This window comes from Streptomyces novaecaesareae (assembly GCF_000716875.1).
GTDB classification, from domain to species: Bacteria; Actinomycetota; Actinomycetes; order Streptomycetales; family Streptomycetaceae; genus Kitasatospora; species Kitasatospora novaecaesareae.
In genome coordinates this window covers 97,342-115,605 of record NZ_JNWQ01000008.1, presented here as the reverse complement: position 1 = coordinate 115,605, position 18,264 = coordinate 97,342, and the positions used below count along the sequence as shown (strand labels likewise).

The following is an 18,264-nucleotide window of genomic DNA, read 5'->3' as shown; positions in this document are numbered from 1 at the left end:
CGATGGTACTGCAGGGGGGACCCTGTGGGAGAGTAGGACGCCGCCGAACAATCATTCCGAAAAGACCCCTTCCCGTTCGGGAAGGGGTCTTTTTGCGTTACCCTCTGCCAATGCAGAACCTGACCCTGACCTGGCAGTCCGCCGGGGGCGCCGCCGCCGGTCTCTACGCGGGTGCGTACGCCGCGGCGAGGGTTCGGAAGCCGGCGTTGTCGGCGCTGCTGCGGGAGGCCGGGACGCTGCTGGCGCTGTTCGCGCTCTGGCAGCTGGTCGGGCACCTCTCGGTGATGAGCACGGACCACGCGCTGGACCGGGCGAGCTGGATCCACCACACGGAGCAGGTGATCGGGCTTCCCGACGAGGCGTCCTGGCAGGCGGCGATCACGCCGTACCCGGTGCTGGTGCGGCTGGCGAACTACTACTACGCGGTCATGCACTTCGCGGTGATGCTCGGCGTCCTGCTCTGGGTGTTCGTGCGGCACCGCGAGCGGTACGCGTGGGTGCGGAACACGGTGGTGATCACCACCGCCGTCTGCCTGTTGGTGCAGTTCATCCCGGTGGCGCCGCCCCGGATGCTGCCGGAGAGCGGCTTCGTGGACGTGGCCGCGGAGTACGGGCAGTCGGTGTACGGGGGCGTGGTCGGTGGTGTCGTGGTGGCCGACCAGCTGTCGGCGATGCCCTCGGTGCACGTTGCCTGGTGCGTGCTGGCCGCGGTCGCGGTGATCCGGGTGTCGCGCAGTTCGCTGCGGTGGGTGATGCTGCTGCACCCGGTGCTCACGGTCGCGGTGGTGGTGGTGACGGCCAACCACTTCTGGGCGGACGGCATCGTCGCGGTCGGCATCCTCCTCCTCGCGTACGCCGTGTTGGCGTTGGCGGCATGGCGACGGGGCCGGCTCTCCGACGGGACGGAGAGCCGACCCCGCAACACCGCCGAGGAGCCGTTGAAGCAGGTCAGTTGAACAGGGCCGGTTGAACAGCCCGGTTGAACAGGCCGGTTGAGCCGCGTCCTACGGCGGCTCACTTGACCGGCAGGGCGACCTTCCCCCAGGAGCCGTTGCTCAGCGCGGAGGTGGCCCAGTACCAGGCGGCGAGCCCGGAGACGGCCGCGACCCAGCCGGCGACCTTGGCGAGGCCGCCGTACCCGCCGAAGGTGGCGATGGCGGACAGCAGCAGGGAGAGCGTCAGCAGGCCGTAGACGGCACGGCTGAGCAGGCCCGAGCCCCAACTGGCCGCGGTGAGGGTGAGGGCGAGCAGGGCCCAGAGCAGCAGGAACAGTCCGGCGGCGTTCTTGCCCGCGCCGCCGGCCGCCGACCAGGTCGCCCAGAAGGCGCCGAGGCTGGTGAAGGCGGTTCCGGTGAAGCCCTCGCCGCCGCGGAGCTGCCAGAGGCCCGCGATGAAGAGGGTGAGGCCGCCGAGCAGGTGGGCGAGGTGGGCTGCGTCCCCGACTCCGGCGCCGTGCAGGACGCCGGTGGAGAGCAGGCCGTAGGCGAGAAGTGTCAGACCGAGGGCGAGGTAGCCGAGGTTACCCGCGTCGGCTCCGGTGGAACGGGCGTTCGTTGCCCCGGTAGCGTCGTTGCTCACCGGAGGCTCCTTTCACTGTGGCGCGCGCAGGGCGCAGTGACGCTGTGGTGTGGTGTCGACGAGTGGATGCGCGCGACCGCGCCGAGGGCGCACGGCTGTGAGCGTGCGCGGGCTGCGGTCAGAAGTGATGGGCCAGCGGAGAGCCGCTGGTCACGTCCCCGCCGGGTGGATTCCCCGGTGGGATCGGTCTACCCGACCGCGGGCGCTTGTACCATTGTGAAGATAACAATTTGTGACTGCGTCAGCTGCGGAGTGCTCACCAGCACGTGGAGCGCCGAGGGGTCGGCGACCGCTCAGGACTGGCGCTGGTTCGGCACCCGCAGGGTCAGGATCGCCATGTCGTCGGACGGCGGCTCGGGGGCGAAGCGCTCGACGGCGCGCTGGACGCGGGCCGCGACGGCGCCGGCGGTCAGGCCGGTGCAACCGGTGAGCACCTCGGCGAGGCCGTCGTCGCCCAGCATCCGCCGGCCCTCCCGGCGTTCGGTGACGCCGTCGGTGACGCACAGCAGGACCTCGCCGGGGGAGAGCACCAGGGTCTCGGCGGTGAGGTCGAGGTCGTCCATGACGCCGAGCAGCGGCTGCGGGGTGGCGGCGCGGTCGACCCGGCCGTCGGTGCGCAGCCGCAGCGGGAGCGGGTGGCCGGCGCAGACCAGGGAGAGTTCGGTGCTGCCGTCCGGGCGGGGTGTCAGTTCGCCGTAGAGCAGGGTGAGGAAGCGGCTGCGCGAACCCTCGTCCAGGATGGCCGCGTTGAGGCGGCGGAGCACCTGCGGGGCGTCCAGGCCCTCGCGGGCGAGCAGCCGCAGCGAGTGCCGGGCCAGGCCGGTGACCGAGGCGGCCTCGGGGCCGGTGCCGCAGACGTCGCCGATGGCGAAGCCGTAGGTGCCCTCGCGGATGGTGAACAGGTCGTAGAAGTCCCCGCCGACCTCGTTGCCCTCGCCGGCGGCCTGGTAGTAGACGTCCACTTCGACGCCCGGGATCTCGGGCAGGTCGGGCGGGAGCAGGCTGCGCTGCAGGGCCTGGCTGGTGGCGGTGCGCTCGGAGTAGAGGCGGGAGTTGTCGAGGGCGAGGGCGGCGCGGCGGGAGAGGTCCTCGGCGAGTTCGAGGATCTCCTGGCGGAACCGGACGCCGGCCGGGACGCCGAGGGCCAGCAGGCCGATGACGCGGTTGCGGGCGGTCAGCGCGATGGCGACGGTCTCGCCGAGCAGGCCGGCGAGTTCGGGGCTGTCGGTGAGTCCGCCGGCCTCGGCGGCGTCGGCGGGGGCCGTCCAGAAGCGGACGCCGTGGCTGGGGCCGGCCTCGGGGGCGGGGGTCTTGTCGAGCAGGGCGCGCAGCGGGTCGATGCGGTCCTCGTCCTCGTGCAGGACGAAGGCGAGCCGGGCCGGGGAGGCGTGGTCGGCGGTGGTGTAGACGGCGCACCAGGAGGCGAGGGTGGGGACGGCCATCTGGGCCATCAGCGCGAGGGTCTGCTCGTGTTCGAGGGTGCCCGCCAGCAGGTCGGAGGCCTCGACGAGGAAGGAGAGCGAGCCGCGGCGCAGCCGTTCGAGCTCCGTCAGCCGGGTGCTCTCGACGGCGAGGGCGACCCGGTCGGCGGCGAACTGCAGGCGCAGCGCGTCCTCGTTGTCGTAGCGGCCGGGCGAGGTGGCGGCGATGCCGAGCGAGCCGATCAGGCGGCCCTCGACCTTGAGCGGGACGGTGAGCAGGGAGCGCATGCCGCTGTCGGAGAGCAGGGGCAGGCCGGTGGGGCGGGTGGCGAGGTCCTCGTGGACGGAGGGCAGCCGGGCGGAGTCGTAGCGGTTGCCGGTCTCGACCGGGAAGCGGGTGTGCCGGCGGTGTCCCGAGGTGAGGCCGGTGGCGGCGCGGACCTCGAACTCGGCCTCGTCGTCGGTGGTGAGCAGCAGGTAGGCGGCGTCGCCGTCGAGCAGGTCGCGGGCGCGTTCGACGGTGCGCTGCAGCAGGGTGTCGAGGTCGTCGGTGGCGACCGGGCCGGCCAGCAGGTCGAGTCTGGGGCCGACCGGGTCGGGGCGTTCGCCGGGCAGGGCGCGGGCGGGGGAGCGCAGGACGGCGCGGTCGGGTTCGAGGACGAGCAGGCAGAGGGTGGAGGGGACGCCCACGGTGTCGCGCACGCGCACCTGGACGCCGTACACCTCGACCTCGCAGCCGTCCTGGCGGCGGATCCCGTAGCCGCCCTCCCAGCGGGCCAGCCGCAGGGTGTCGGTCAGGCCGAGGCCGCGGTCGGAGGTCTGCGGCCAGACGGCGAGGTCGGCCCAGGGGCGGCCGAGGACGGCGCCGGCGGGGTACCGGAAGAGCGCCTCGGCGTCCGGGTTCCAGGCCAGGACGCGGCCGTCCTCGTCGAGTTGGACGACGGCGACGTGCACCGGGCCGGGGCCGCTGGGCAGGTCGCTGCCGGGGGTGGCGGGAACGGCGTAGCGGGTGCCGAGCACGTGTGCGGGCAGGGTGAGGCGGAACCAGACGGTCTTCCGGCCGGCCCCGTACTCGACGCCCCACCGCTCGGCGAGGGCGGAGCACATCAGCAGGCCGCGGCCGCCCTCGCCGTCGGGGTCGGCGTAGCGGTCGGAGGCGGTGACGGGCCCGTCACCGAGGGAGGGCAGGCCGCGTTCGGGGTGGCGGTCGGTGACCTCGATCCGGACGGTCTCCTCCTCGCGCAGGCAGCAGACCTCGGCGGGGGTGCCGGCGTGCACGACGGCGTTGGTGACCAGTTCGCTGACCAGCACGACCGCGTCGTCCACGACCTCGGGCAGGCCCCAGCCGAGCAGCGCGTCCCGGACGAAGCCCCGGGCGGCCGCCGCGGACCTGCCGTCGGGGTCGAAGGTGGCGGCTGCGCGCGCGGTGACCACGTTGCCACTTCTCCTCTGCTGCTCTTGCCCTGGCTGTCCGGGGTGCGGCGCCGACTTCCCCGTGCGCGCCGTCGGGATGAGCGGCGGCGCTGGGTCGGGTCGTGGCCCGGTGCAGCGCTCCACCCTACTTTCCGCTTGGTACCCCGTGGGGGCGGGGAGCCGAAACAGGCACCTGAGGGTGATTCTGCCCACCTGTTTCGGACGGTGCGCTACTTTCCGTGCGTAACCGGCCGTGCACCCGGCGCGGGTGCTGCCAGACTGGGGGGTCCGCGACGACGGGTACGAGCAGTACGGTCGTGTGGGTGCCGGTGCGCCGCAGGCCGCCGGTACGCAGCCCAGCCGGGCCGGTGCCCGGGCGCGTGCCGGGCCCGGCACGGGCGGTCACCGGACAGTTCACGATGTGGGAGGGGCCCGTTGAGTTCGGCCACCAAGGACGCAACCGGTACGACGCCGCCCGCCCAGCGCGGCGGCCGCCCCGGGACCGCGCCGCGGAACGCGGCCGGCCGTCGGGCGAGCCACAACCGCGGCGCGGAGCCCGCCGACCTGCGCAAACTGCTGTCCGCGCTGACCGCGATGCGCGACGGCAACTTCCGCCGCCGGCTGACCGTCCCGGGCGACGGGCCGCTGGCGGAGATCGCCGCGGTGTTCAACGAGGTCGCCGAGCGCAACCAGCACCTGACCGGTGAACTGGCCCGGGTGCGGCGGGCGGTGGGCCGCGAGGGCCGGCTGAACGAGCGGCTGGAGACCGGCGCCGGCGAGGGCGCCTGGATGGCGGCGACCGACAACTGCAACGCGCTGATCGACGACCTGGCCCGCCCGATGGCCGAGGTGGGCCGGGTGCTGACCTCGATCGCCGAGGGCGACCTGGACCAGAAGATGGAGCTGCGCTCGCTGCACAGCAACGGGGTGAGCCACCCGCTGCGCGGCGAGTACCTGAAGATCGGCCGGACCGTCAACGGACTGGTGGACCAGCTCTCGGAGTTCACCGACGAGGTGACCCGGGTGGCCCGCGAGGTCGGCACCGAGGGCAAGCTCGGCGGCCAGGCCAAGGTCCGTAGCGTGTCGGGCAGTTGGAAGGACCTGGCGGACTCGGTCAACACCATGGCCGGCCGGCTGACCGCGCAGGTGCGCAACATCGCGCAGGTGACCACGGCGGTGGCCAAGGGCGACCTGTCCCGCAAGGTCACCGTCGAGGTGGCCGGCGAGATGCTGGAGCTGAAGAACACCGTCAACACGATGGTGGACCAGCTGAACGGCTTCGCCGCGCAGGTCACCACGGTCGCCCGGGACGTGGGGACGGAGGGCCGGCTGGGCGGTCAGGCCCAGGTGCCGGGCGTGGCCGGGGTGTGGCGGGACCTCACCGATTCGGTGAACTTCATGGCCGACAACCTGACCGGCCAGGTGCGCAACATCGCCCAGGTGACCACGGCGGTGGCGCGCGGCGACCTCTCGCAGAAGATCGAGGTGGACGCGCGCGGCGAGATGCTGGAGCTGAAGAACACCATCAACACGATGGTCGACCAGCTCTCCGGCTTCGCCGAGCAGGTGACCCGGGTGGCCCGCCAGGTGGGCACCGAGGGCCGGCTGGGAGGCCAGGCCCAGGTGCCCTGGGCGGCCGGCGTGTGGCGGGATCTGACCGACAACGTCAACTTCATGGCGAACAACCTCACCGATCAGGTGCGCAACATCGCCCAGGTGACGACCGCGGTCGCCAAGGGCGACCTGTCGCAGAAGATCCAGGTGGACGCGCGCGGGGAGATCCTGGAGCTGAAGAACACCATCAACACGATGGTGGACCAGCTGGGCGCCTTCGCGGACGAGGTCACCAGGGTCGCCCGGGACGTCGGCACCGAGGGCATCCTCGGCGGCCAGGCCAGCGTGCCCGGCGTGGCCGGCATCTGGAAGGACCTGACCAACTCCGTCAACCTGATGGCCAACAACCTGACCAGCCAGGTCCGCAACATCGCCGAGGTGACCACGGCGGTGGCCCGCGGGGACGTGTCGAAGAAGATCACCGTCGACGCCCGGGGCGAGATCCTGGAGCTGGTGACGACCGTCAACACCATGGTCGACCAGCTGTCGGCGTTCGCCGACGAGGTGACCCGGGTCGCCCGCGAGGTGGGCACCGAGGGGATCCTGGGCGGCCAGGCGCGGGTGCGCGGGGTGTCGGGCATCTGGAAGGACCTGACCGACAACGTCAACTTCATGGCGTCCAACCTGACCGGTCAGGTCCGCAACATTGCCGAGGTCGCCGGCGCGGTGGCCCGCGGAGACCTCTCCAAGAAGATCGCCATCGACGCGCAGGGCGAGGTGGCGGCGCTCGCCGCCACCCTCAACACCATGGTCGACCAGCTCTCCTCCTTCGCCGTGGAGGTGACCCGGGTGGCCCGCGAGGTGGGCACCGACGGCACCCTGGGCGGCCAGGCGAGCGTGCCGGGGGTGGCCGGCATCTGGAAGGACCTGACCGACAACGTCAACCTGATGGCCAACAACCTGACCGGTCAGGTCCGCAACATCGCGCTGGTGATCACCGCCGTCGCCCGCGGCGACCTCTCGCAGAAGATCGACGTCGACGCGCGCGGCGAGATCCTCCAGCTCAAGACCAGCATCAACACCATGGTCGACCAGCTCTCCGCGTTCGCCGACGAGGTCACCCGGGTCGCCCGCGAGGTGGGCACCGACGGGCGGCTCGGCGGCCAGGCCCGGGTGCCCGGGGTGGACGGCACCTGGCAGGACCTGACCGAGTCGGTGAACGAACTGGCCAACAACCTGACCCGGCAGGTGCGCGCGATCGCCCAGGTCGCCACCGCGGTGACCAGGGGCGACCTGAGCCTGCGGATCGACGTGGACGCGGCGGGCGAGCTCGACGAGCTCAAGGACAACATCAACCAGATGATCGCCAACCTGCGCGAGACCACCCGTACCAACCAGGAGCAGGACTGGCTCAAGACCAACCTGGCCCGGATCTCCGGCCTGCTCCAGGGCCGCCGGGACCTGGAGGCGGTCGCCTCGCTGATCATGACCGAGCTGACCCCGGTGGTCTCGGCCCAGCACGGCGCCTTCTTCCTCGCCCAGCCGGCCGGCCGCACCGCCGAGCTGATCACCGAGGACGACGACGAGAACGACACCGTGCTGCGCCTGATCGGCAGCTACGGCTACCAGCGCAGGGCGATGCCGACCACCTTCCGCCCCGGCGAGTCGCTGATCGGCCAGGCCGCGGTGGAGAAGCGGGCGATCATCCTCAAGGAGGCGCCGCCCGGGTACCTCAAGATCGCCTCCGGCCTCGGCGAGGCCTCCCCGGCCCACATCGTGGTGCTGCCGGTGCTGTTCGAGGGCCGGCTGCTCGGCGTGATCGAACTGGCCACGTTCAGCTCCTTCACCACCGTCGCGCTGGACTTCCTGAACCAGATCGCCGACCTGATCGGCGTCACCGTCAACACCATCAGCGTCAACACCAAGACCGAGGGTCTGCTGCTGGAGTCCCAGCGGCTAACCGCCGAACTCTCCATGCGGTCAGCCGAGTTGGAAGCACGCCAGGAGGAACTGGAGCGCACCAACGAGGAGTTGCAGGAGAAGGCCGAGCAACTCGCCCAGCAGAACCGCGACATCGAGATCAAGAACAGCGAGATCGAGGAGGCCCGGCAGGTCCTGGAGGAGCGCGCCGAACAGCTCGCCCTGGCCTCCCGGTACAAGAGCGAGTTCCTCGCCAACATGTCGCACGAGCTGCGCACCCCGCTCAACTCGCTGCTGATCCTGGCCAAGCTGCTCTCCGACAACAACGAGGGCAACCTCTCGCCCAAGCAGGTCGAGTTCGCCGACACCATCCACGGCGCCGGCTCCGACCTGCTCCAGCTGATCAACGACATCCTCGACCTGTCCAAGGTCGAGGCCGGCAAGATGGACGTCCGCCCGGCCAGGATCGCCCTGGTCCAGCTGGTCGACTACGTGGAGGCCACCTTCCAGCCGGTCGCGCTGGACAAGAACCTGGACTTCTCCGTCCGGGTCTCGCCCGCCCTGCCGGTCACCCTGCACACCGACGAGCAGCGGCTCCAGCAGGTGCTGCGCAACCTGATCTCCAACGCGGTGAAGTTCACCGACGCGGGCGCCGTCGACTTCTCGATCCGCGCGGCCGGCCGGGAGGTCCCGCCGCACGTGCGCGAGCGGCTGCTGGAGTCCGGCTCCATCAAGGGCCCGGACGACGAGCTGATCGCCTTCGCCGTCTCCGACACCGGCATCGGTATCCCCGGCAACAAGCTGCGGGAGATCTTCGAGGCGTTCAAGCAGGCCGACGGCACCACCAGCCGCAAGTACGGCGGTACCGGCCTCGGCCTGTCGATCAGCCGCGAGATCGCCCGGCTGCTCGGCGGCGAGATCCACGCCGAGAGCGAGCTGGGCACGGGCTCCACGTTCACGCTCTACCTGCCGCTGCGCACCCAGGCCCCGGAGGCCGGCGCGGGCGACCAGCGGCCCTCCGTCGAGCGCCTGGCCGGGCCGAACGCCCAGGCGCCGCGCGCCTCGGTCGGGGTGACCCCGGTCGGCCTGCCGGTTCCGGTCGGCGAGAACCCGGCCGACCACTGGGCCCAGGAGGTCCGCGAGATGGCCGAGGAGCGCCGCCGCGGGGCCGTGGAACGCCGCCGCAGCGCAGCCCTGGAGAGCGCCGCCGGGCCCCGGACGGTGGAGCCCGCGGCGCCCCGGCCGGTCGGCGGCGGCCCGCGCTTCGACGGACAGCAGGTGCTGATCGTGGACGACGACGTCCGCAACGTGTTCGCCCTCACCAGCGTGCTGGAGCAGCACGGCCTGACCGTCCTGTACGCCGAGAACGGCCGCGAGGGCATCGAGATGCTGGAGCAGCACGAGAACGTGGCGCTGGTCCTGATGGACATCATGATGCCGGAGATGGACGGCTACGCGACCACCGAGGCGATCCGCCGGATGCCCCAGTTCGCGGGCCTGCCGATCATCGCGCTGACCGCCAAGGCGATGAAGGGCGACCGGGAGAAGTCGCTGCAGGCGGGCGCCACCGACCACATCACCAAGCCGGTGGAGACCGACCACCTGCTGTCGGTGATGCACGAGTGGCTGAGCGGGGACCGCTCGTGAGCTCCGGGAGAGGCGCGTACCCCGGGCCGGGCACCCGGGTTCGCGCCTGCCGGTCGGTCGGTTTGCTGGCGGTCGGGCCCGGGAACCGGGTAGGGTCACCGATCGTTGCGAACAGTGACCGGATGGCGACGCCCTGCTGAGCGTACGCCGGAGCACTGGCCGCGCGCCGCTCCGGATCGGGTCACGACGGAGCGATGTGCCGGGCGAGGGGGTGCGGCTAGCATGACCGGGGTAGCGGTGGGCAGTACGCGGGTGCCTGCACCGGGCGGCAGGCAGGCGACAGGAGGGCGAGCCCTGATGCAGAAGGCGAAGATCCTCCTGGTCGACGACCGACCGGAGAACCTGCTGGCGCTGGAGGCGATCCTCTCGGCCCTGGACCAGACGCTGGTGCGTGCCGCGTCCGGCGAGGAGGCGCTCAAGGCGCTGCTCACCGACGACTTCGCGGTGATCCTGCTGGACGTCCAGATGCCCGGGATGGACGGCTTCGAGACCGCCGCCCACATCAAGCGCCGCGAGCGCACCCGGGACATCCCGATCATCTTCCTGACCGCGCTCAACCACGGTCCGCACCACACCTTCCGCGGCTACGCGGCCGGGGCCGTGGACTACATCTCCAAGCCCTTCGACCCGTGGGTGCTGCGCGCCAAGGTCTCCGTCTTCGTCGACCTGTACGTGAAGAACTGCCAGCTGAAGGAGCAGGCCGCGCTGCTGCGGCTGCAGCTGGAGGCGGGCGGCGGCGAGCCGGCCCTCGGCGGGGTGCTGCTGGGCGAGCTGTCCGCGCGACTGGCGGCCGTCGAGGAGCAGGCGGAGTCGCTCGGCAAGCAGCTGGACGGGGTCGAGGACGCCGGGGTGGGCGCGACCGCCGCGCACCTGGAGCGCAAGCTCGCCGGACTGCGCCGGGCGCTGGACGCGATGCGCCCGGGAAGCCCCTGATCTCCGGCCGGACGCTCACCCGTCCGGGTGGTTCGGTGCTGCGCGCGGGTGAATCCCGGTCAGGGTGACGGTGTGTCTGCGACACGTCCGGGCGGCCCGGCTCGGGCGCATGTGCACCGGTGGTCCGCACCGGTAGGCTGCTGACCCATGGCCACTCGTACGCCCGGGAACGCAGCACGTAAGACGAGTCCGGGACCGGCCAAGAAGGCCGCGGCGAAGGCCCCCGGCAAGCCGCCCGCGAAGAAGGCCGCGGCCCGGAAGGCGGCCCCCGCGAAGAAGGCGGCGGCCAAGCCCGCACCGCCGGCGCCGCCGTCCCGCTCGGTCCTGATGAGCGCGCTGAACGCGCTCGCGAGCCCGATCGCCGCGATCTTCCGGGGCTTCGGCCACGGCGCCAAGAACCTCGACCCGGCCCACCGCAAGGACGGCGTGGGCCTGCTGCTGTTCGCGCTCGCGCTGGCCACCGCCGCCGGCACCTGGTTCAGCGAGAAGGGCTGGCTGAACGACGCGGCCACCGCCGTGGTGTCCGGGCTGTTCGGCCGGCTCGACGTTCTGGTGCCGTTCCTGCTGGCCGGGATCGCGATCCGGATCTGGCGCCACCCGGACCTGCCGGAGGCCAACGGCCGGATCATGATCGGGCTGACCACGCTGCTGGTCGGGGTCCTCGGTCTGGTCCACATCGGCTGCGGCGCGCCCGTGATGGGCAGCGGCGCCTCCCGGATAAGGGCGGCCGGCGGCATCCTCGGCTGGGCCGTGTCCACCCCGATGCTGGCCGCCGCGGGCCCGGCGCTCGCCGTGCCGCTGCTCCTGCTGCTGGCCTTCTTCGGCCTGCTGGTGGTCACCGCCACCCCGGTCAACCGCATCCCGGAGCGGCTGCGGGCGATCGGCATACGGCTCGGCGTGGTCGAGCCCGGGCCGGACGACGAGCTCCGCGGGGGGCGTACGCCGGAGCGCGAGCTGTCCACCGATCCGCCGGAGGACGCCGACCCCGACGCCCTGCCGTTCACCGTGGACCCCGGTGGTGACGACCCGACGGACGAGGTGGCCGCCCGCCGGCGCCGCCGTCGGCGCAAGCAGGTCGACCCGGAGGACCCGGCGGAGGCCGTCAGGGTCTCCCTGGACAAGGAACCGTCGGACCCGTACGCCACCCGCAACCTCGCCGCCGGCGCGGCCGCCGACCTGGACGGCGCGCTGGTCTACGGCGTGCCCGCCTCCTCCGCGGTGGCGGACATGATGCACCAGGTGCAGGACCGCACCGCCCCGCCGGAGGAGCCCGTCGTCCCGGCCGCCCGCGGCGCGGGCCCGGGCGCGCCCGAGGAGCACGGCCCGGCGCCGGTGCGGATGGAGCAGCTCCAGCTCGCCGGCGACACCACCTACGCGCTGCCCCCCCTCGACCTGCTGGAGCGCGGCGGCCCGGCCAAGGCCCGCAGCGCCCTCAACGACGAGGTGGTCGCCCAGCTCACCGGCACCTTCTCCGAGTTCAAGGTGGACGCCCGGGTCACCGGCTTCACCCGGGGCCCGACGGTCACCCGCTACGAGGTCGAGCTCGGCCCGGCCGTCAAGGTGGAGCGGATCACCGCGCTCGCCAAGAACATCGCGTACGCGGTCGCCAGCCCGGACGTGCGGATCATCAGCCCGATCCCGGGCAAGTCCGCGGTCGGCATCGAGATCCCCAACCGGGACCGCGAGATGGTCAACCTCGGCGACCTGCTGCGCTCGCGCACGGCCGCCGAGGACACCCACCCGATGGTCGTCGGCATGGGCAAGGACGTCGAGGGCCACACCGTGATGGCCAACCTCGCCAAGATGCCGCACATCCTGGTGGCCGGCGCGACCGGTGCGGGCAAGTCGTCCTGCATCAACTGCCTGATCACCTCGATCCTCGCCCGGGCCACCCCGGACGAGGTCCGGATGGTGCTGGTCGACCCCAAGCGGGTCGAGCTGACCGCGTACGAGGGCATCCCGCACCTGATCACGCCGATCATCACCAACCCCAAGAAGGCCGCCGAGGCCCTCCAGTGGGTGGTGCGCGAGATGGACATGCGCTACGACGACCTCGCGGCGTACGGCTTCCGGCACGTGGACGACTTCAACGCGGCGGTGCGGGCCGGCAAGGTCACCCCGCCGCTGGGCAGCGAGCGGGAGCTGCGGCCGTACCCGTACCTGCTGGTGATCGTCGACGAGCTGGCCGACCTGATGATGGTCGCGCCGCGCGACGTCGAGGACTCGGTGGTCCGGATCACCCAGCTGGCCCGCGCGGCCGGCATCCACCTGGTGCTCGCCACCCAGCGGCCCTCGGTGGACGTGGTCACCGGCCTGATCAAGGCCAACGTGCCGTCCCGGCTGGCCTTCGCGACCTCCGCGATGGCCGACTCCCGCGTCATCCTGGACCAGCCCGGCGCGGAGAAGCTGATCGGCAAGGGCGACGCGCTCTTCCTGCCGATGGGCGCCAGCAAGCCGATCCGGATGCAGGGCGCGTTCGTCACCGAGGCGGAGATCGCCAAGGTGGTGCAGCACTGCAAGGACCAGCTGAGCGCCGTCTACCGGGACGACGTGACGGTCGGCGGCGGGCCGAAGAAGGAGATCGACGAGGAGATCGGCGACGACCTGGACCTCCTCATCCAGGCGGCCGAGCTGGTCGTCTCCACCCAGTTCGGCTCGACCTCGATGCTCCAGCGCAAGCTCCGGGTCGGCTTCGCCAAGGCGGGCCGGCTGATGGACCTGATGGAGTCGCGCGGGATCGTCGGGCCCAGCGAGGGCTCGAAGGCCCGCGACGTCCTGGTGAAGCCGGACGAGCTCGACGGGGTGCTGCTGACCCTGCGGGGCTGAGGGGTGCCCGTGGGGCTGACGGGCCGTGTCCTCCCTCCGGGCCCGTGTCCCGGGCGGGGTGTCACTCGTTCGGAGGAGGGTAGGCGCGGTGTGGGGAACCGAACGTCCGTACACCGCGTCACAGGGCGGAAAGCGGACCGCGGGGTCTTGCGCGCGGCTCCGCTGACGCCCGGTCAGTGGGGTGCCGGCCTCCGGCCGGAGCGGGTGCGCGCATTCGGGCCCTCTCCGCTTGAGAAACGATCCGTCCACGCCCCTAGACTGTTCCCCAGCAGGTGGCCATCCGCTCGAAAGGCGTGCCCCGTGACCATCGGCAAGTCCTCCGACCGCGAGAACGCCCCGTCGTCCGTCGAGCCGACCGACGACGCGGCACACGCGGCCGATGCCCCGAGCATCGGCCGGGTGCTGTCCGCCGCCCGGATCGACGCGGGACTCACGGTGGACCAGGTGAGTACCGCCACCCGTGTCCGGGTGCCGATCGTCCATGCCGTCGAGGAGGACGACTTCGGCCGCTGCGGTGGCGACTTCTACGCCCGCGGGCACATCCGCCTGATCGCCCGCGCCGTCGGCGTGGACGGCGAGGCGCTGGTCGCCCGGTACGACGCCGCGCACGGCGGCTCCCCGGCCTCCAAGCGCCCGGCGGGCCAGCTGATCGACAGCGGCCCGATCAAGGTGCCCAGCCGCGGCCGGCCGAACTGGGCGGCCGCCATGGTCGCCGCGATCGTCGCCGTGGTCGCCCTGATCGGCTTCAACCTGGTCAGCGGCAAGAGCGGGCACGGCACCACCGGCTCGGCCAGCGCGCCGCTGCCCAGCGGCTCCGGCACCGGCTCGATGGCCCCCGCGACCACCCCCGCCGTCCAGCCGCCGGCGCCCGCCCCGAGCGCCGCCGCGATCGCCGCCGTCCCGGCCGACAAGGTCACCGTGAAGCTGGTCGCCGAGGGCACCAGCTGGGTCTCGGCGACGGACGGCAGCGGCAAGTCGCTGTTCCAGAACAACATCAGCGACAGCCAGGCCCAGACCTTCACCGACCCCAAGCAGATCAAGCTGGTGCTGGGCAACGGCGGGGCCGTGCACGCGTACGTCAACGGCAAGGACCTCGGCCTCCTCGGCAAGGACGGCCAGGTGGTGCACGTCACGTACACCCCCGGAGACCCGCAGGCGGGCTGACCACAGGGGCTGCGGGGCCCCATGATGATCAGCTGATCCGAGGCGCGCGGCCTCCGGGGCGAACGGCACCGGAGGCCGCGCGTTAATCTTGGGCCTATGCCTGAACGCCGCACTGTCGCCCTTGTCACGCTCGGATGCGCCCGTAACGAGGTGGACTCCGAGGAACTCGCCGGGCGACTGGAAGCCGACGGCTGGTTGCTCGTCGACGACGCCGCCGAGGCCGACGTCGCCGTCGTCAACACCTGCGGCTTCGTCGAGGCCGCCAAGAAGGACTCCGTGGACGCCCTGCTGGAGGCCAACGACCTCAAGGGGCACAGCCGCACCCAGGCCGTCGTCGCGGTCGGCTGCATGGCCGAGCGGTACGGCAAGGAGCTCGCCGACGCGCTGCCCGAGGCCGACGGCGTGCTCGGCTTCGACGACTACGCCGACATCTCCGACCGCCTGCAGACCATCCTCTCCGGCGGCCACCACGCCCCGCACATCCCGCGCGACCGCCGCAAGCTGCTGCCGATCAGCCCCGCCGAGCGGCAGTCCGCCGCCGAGACCGTCGCCCTGCCCGGCCACGGCGCCGAGGCCGCCGCCGAGCCGATCGCCGACCTGCCCGAGGGCCTCGCCCCGGCCTCCGGCCCGCGCACCCTGCGCAAGCGGCTGGACGACAACCCCGTCGCCTCGGTCAAGCTCGCCTCCGGCTGCGACCGGCGCTGCTCCTTCTGCGCCATCCCGGCCTTCCGCGGCTCCTTCATCTCCCGCCGCCCCTCCGACGTGCTGAACGAGGCCCAGTGGCTGGCCGAGCAGGGCGTCCGCGAGATCGTCCTGGTCAGCGAGAACAACACCTCGTACGGCAAGGACCTCGGCGACATCCGGCTGCTGGAGACGCTGCTCGGCGAGATCGCCGCGATCGAGGGCGTCGAGCGGGTGCGGGTCTCCTACCTGCAGCCGGCCGAGATGCGCCCGGGCCTGATCGACGCGATGACCGGGATCGCCGACGTGGCGCCCTACTTCGACCTGTCCTTCCAGCACTCGGCGCCCGCCGTGCTGCGCCGGATGCGCCGCTTCGGCTCCACCGACCAGTTCCTTGAGCTGCTGAAGACCATCCGCGACAAGGCCCCGCAGGCCGGCGCCCGCTCCAACTTCATCGTCGGCTTCCCCGGCGAGACCGAGGAGGACTTCGCCGAGCTGGAGCGCTTCGTCACGCACGCCGGGCTGGACGCGATCGGCGTCTTCGGCTACTCCGACGAGGAGGGCACCGAGGCCGCGACCTACGACGGCAAGCTGCCCGAGGACGTGATCGCCGACCGGCTGGACCGGCTCAGCCGACTGGCCGAGGAGATGACCGCCCAGCGGGCCGAGCAGCGCATCGGCGACGAGGTCGTGGTGCTGGTCGAGTCGATCGAGGACGGCGTGGTCGAGGGCCGGGCCGCCCACCAGGCCCCGGAGACCGACGGCCTGACCACCCTCGAAGGCGTCGAGGCCCCCCGGGTCGGGCAGTTCTGGCGGGCCAAGGTGGTGGCCAGCGAGGGCGTCGACCTGGTCGCCGAGGCGCTGGAGCAGGTGCGGCCGGCCAGGACCTCGGGGGCCGAGACCCCGGGAGCCGGGGAATGACCCAGGGGCCCGGCGCCCCGGCCGCGGCCCACCCGGGCAGACCGGCGGCCGCGGTGCCGTCGACCCCGGGGATCTGGAACATCGCCAACGTGCTCACGATGGTCCGGGTGCTGCTGGTGCCGGTCTTCGTGGCGCTGCTGTTCGCCGGCGGCGGGCACGACCCCAAGTGGCGCTCGGTCGCCTGGGCCTCGTTCGCCATCGCGATGATCACCGACCTGTTCGACGGGGAGCTCGCCCGCCGCAAGGGCCTGGTCACCGACTTCGGGAAGATCGCCGACCCGATCGCCGACAAGGCGATCATGGGCTCGGCGCTGATCGGCCTCTCGCTGCTCGGCGACCTGCCCTGGTGGGTCACCGCGGTGATCCTGGCCCGCGAGCTCGGCATCACCCTGATGCGCTTCTGGGTGATCCGCTACGGGGTCATCCCGGCCAGCCGCGGCGGCAAGCTCAAGACGCTGACCCAGGGCACCGCGGTCGGCATGTACGTGCTGGCCCTGACCGGCTGGCTGGCCACCGGGCGGGCCGTGCTGATGGGGCTGGCGGTGCTGCTGACCGTCGGCACCGCGCTGGACTACGTCGGACAGGCGCTGCGACTGCGCCGCGAGGGACGGGCCGCGGACCGCGCGGACCGCTGAGCGACGGGGGAGACCGGGTGGCGGAGCACGACTACCGGCTGGCCGAGCGGGCGCACGCCGCGCTGCGGGCCGAGGGCGGCACGCTGGCCGTCGCCGAGTCGCTGACCGGGGGGCTGCTGGCCGCCGCGCTGGTGGACGTCCCCGGGGCGTCCGCGACCTTCCGGGGCTCGGTCACCGCGTACGCGACCGAGCTGAAGGCCTCGCTGCTCGGCGTCGACGAGGGCCTGCTGGACGTGTACGGGCCGGTCCACCCGGTGGTGGCCCGGCAGATGGCCGAGGGCGTACGGGGGCTGCTGGGCGCCACCTACGGGCTCGCGACGACCGGGGTGGCCGGTCCGGAGCCGCAGGACGGGCAGCCGGTGGGCACCGTACACCTGGCGGTCGCCGGACCGGGGGGAACTCTGGTCAGTTCGCCCCTGCTGTCGGGCGGGCGTGCCACAATCCGTCACGGGGCGGTGACCGCCGCACTGGAGCTGCTCGTCGGCCGCCTCGCACCATGAGGGCCCGCTCCGACGGATCTCCACCGAACCGAGATCTGCCGATCTGGCACGACACAGCTGGAGGATCGTGTTACATCCAACAGCCTGGTTGGGCAGAAACCAGGTGGCGAACGAGTTGCGTGATGGTGACCGGGTGGCCCGCGTCGGGTACCACGAGGGGCCCGCGGACCCGGGTAGGACACCGGAACGAGGAGGGGGACAGCCTTGCAGCCCAGAGTGAACACGACCATGGTCCCCGCACGCGAAGCGGGCAAGGCGGTACGGTGGGGTCGTGACATCTCGATCCGCAGTCCGAGGAGGGAGGCACCGATGATCCTGCTCCGTCGCCTACTGGGCGATGTACTGCGTCGGCAGCGCCAGCGCCAGGGCCGCACACTCCGCGAGGTGTCGGCGGCCGCCAGGGTTTCGCTCGGATACCTCTCCGAGGTCGAGCGGGGACAGAAGGAGGCCTCCTCGGAGCTGCTCTCCGCCATCTGCGACGCACTCGACGTCCGGATGTCCGAGGTCATGCGCGAGGTCAGCGACGAACTGTCGCTCGCCGAACTTGCGGCGATGGCCACCCTCTCCGAAGGTGATCTGCTGAGGCCGGTACTCGAACCGGTTCCGCTTCCCGCCCCCGGCAGCGACCGGGCGAACATGTCGCCCAAGGCCGCCGCGATGGACGTGGTCGCCGCCTGAACCCGGCCTCGACTCCCGGGCGCCCCTGCCCGGAGCGAGCGAAGGGAGGGCGGTCGTGCGGAGAGACGTGCGGATGCGCCCGTCGGCCCGAATACGGGCACGGGCGCGACTGTTGCTCCGGGTGCGACGCCCGGTGCGGTGGGGCCTGGCAGCCGTGGCGGCCGGGCTCGCCTGGTGGCTCCTGGTCGTCCGGGGACAACTCGCCGACGGTGCGGCGCTCGGGCTGCTCGCGGCCGGAGGCTGGGGGCTCGGTCTGATCCCGGTCCATGCCGACCGGAACGCGACCGGACCGGCCCGGCGCGGGCACGAGGAGACCGTCCGGCCGGTGGAGGCGCAGCCGCCGCAGATCGGGTGATATGACGTGGCCGGAGGCCGCGGGGTCCGACCCCGCGG

General features: G+C 72.5%; 12 protein-coding genes. 10 read left to right on the top strand and 2 right to left on the bottom strand.

The genetic code is table 11. The annotated features are described in order from the left end of the window. The first annotated feature begins 110 nt into the window (after window positions 1-110). The gene (locus OP86_RS05070) at window positions 111-956 is read left to right on the top strand and encodes a phosphatase PAP2 family protein (RefSeq protein ID WP_063832294.1); all 846 of its coding nucleotides are present in this window, start codon (window positions 111-113) and stop codon (window positions 954-956) included. A 58-nt stretch (window positions 957-1,014) separates the two neighbouring features. Here OP86_RS05070 and OP86_RS05065 read toward each other — a convergent pair whose 3' ends face one another. Both OP86_RS05065 and OP86_RS05060 read right to left on the bottom strand, forming a co-directional pair. Next, window positions 1,015-1,578: an acetate uptake transporter gene (locus OP86_RS05065; RefSeq protein ID WP_030057578.1), complete on the bottom strand. Its 564-nt coding sequence runs from the start codon at window positions 1,576-1,578 to the stop codon at window positions 1,015-1,017. Between the two features lie 293 nt (window positions 1,579-1,871). Then, a complete protein-coding gene (locus OP86_RS05060) occupies window positions 1,872-4,433 on the bottom strand; it encodes a SpoIIE family protein phosphatase (protein ID WP_030057579.1) in 2,562 nt (853 codons plus the stop codon). Window positions 4,434-4,976: 543 nt separating this feature from the next. On the opposite strand from OP86_RS05060, the gene OP86_RS05055 reads away from it, so the two are divergent. From OP86_RS05055 to OP86_RS05015, 9 genes are all read left to right on the top strand, one after another. Then, window positions 4,977-9,533, top strand: coding sequence for a HAMP domain-containing protein (locus OP86_RS05055; RefSeq protein WP_030256996.1), 4,557 nt, complete (start codon window positions 4,977-4,979; stop codon window positions 9,531-9,533). A 294-nt stretch (window positions 9,534-9,827) separates the two neighbouring features. Continuing rightward, window positions 9,828-10,466 (top strand): response regulator, encoded by a 639-nt coding sequence (locus OP86_RS05050; protein ID WP_030057580.1) that lies wholly within the window; start codon window positions 9,828-9,830, stop codon window positions 10,464-10,466. A gap of 147 nt (window positions 10,467-10,613) precedes the next feature. Further along, window positions 10,614-13,292: a DNA translocase FtsK gene (locus OP86_RS05045; RefSeq protein ID WP_030256993.1), complete on the top strand. Its 2,679-nt coding sequence runs from the start codon at window positions 10,614-10,616 to the stop codon at window positions 13,290-13,292. A gap of 300 nt (window positions 13,293-13,592) precedes the next feature. Next, the gene (locus OP86_RS05040; protein WP_030256990.1) at window positions 13,593-14,456 is read left to right on the top strand and encodes a helix-turn-helix domain-containing protein; all 864 of its coding nucleotides are present in this window, start codon (window positions 13,593-13,595) and stop codon (window positions 14,454-14,456) included. A 96-nt stretch (window positions 14,457-14,552) separates the two neighbouring features. Further along, complete coding sequence (gene rimO, locus OP86_RS05035) at window positions 14,553-16,058, top strand: 30S ribosomal protein S12 methylthiotransferase RimO (RefSeq protein WP_030057583.1); 1,506 nt, start codon at window positions 14,553-14,555, stop codon at window positions 16,056-16,058. Further along, window positions 16,055-16,693: a CDP-diacylglycerol--glycerol-3-phosphate 3-phosphatidyltransferase gene (pgsA, locus tag OP86_RS05030; RefSeq protein ID WP_030057584.1), complete on the top strand. Its 639-nt coding sequence runs from the start codon at window positions 16,055-16,057 to the stop codon at window positions 16,691-16,693. Before rimO ends, pgsA begins: the two co-directional genes overlap by 4 nt. 17 nt (window positions 16,694-16,710) lie before the next feature. Continuing rightward, on the top strand, window positions 16,711-17,193 hold the full coding sequence (locus OP86_RS05025; protein ID WP_418952596.1) for a CinA family protein: 483 nt from the start codon (window positions 16,711-16,713) through the stop codon (window positions 17,191-17,193). Between the two features lie 309 nt (window positions 17,194-17,502). Continuing rightward, window positions 17,503-17,871, top strand: coding sequence for a helix-turn-helix domain-containing protein (locus OP86_RS05020; protein WP_030057586.1), 369 nt, complete (start codon window positions 17,503-17,505; stop codon window positions 17,869-17,871). 121 nt (window positions 17,872-17,992) lie between these two features. Continuing rightward, complete coding sequence (locus OP86_RS05015; protein WP_157849663.1) at window positions 17,993-18,226, top strand: hypothetical protein; 234 nt, start codon at window positions 17,993-17,995, stop codon at window positions 18,224-18,226. Window positions 18,227-18,264 lie beyond the last annotated feature (38 nt).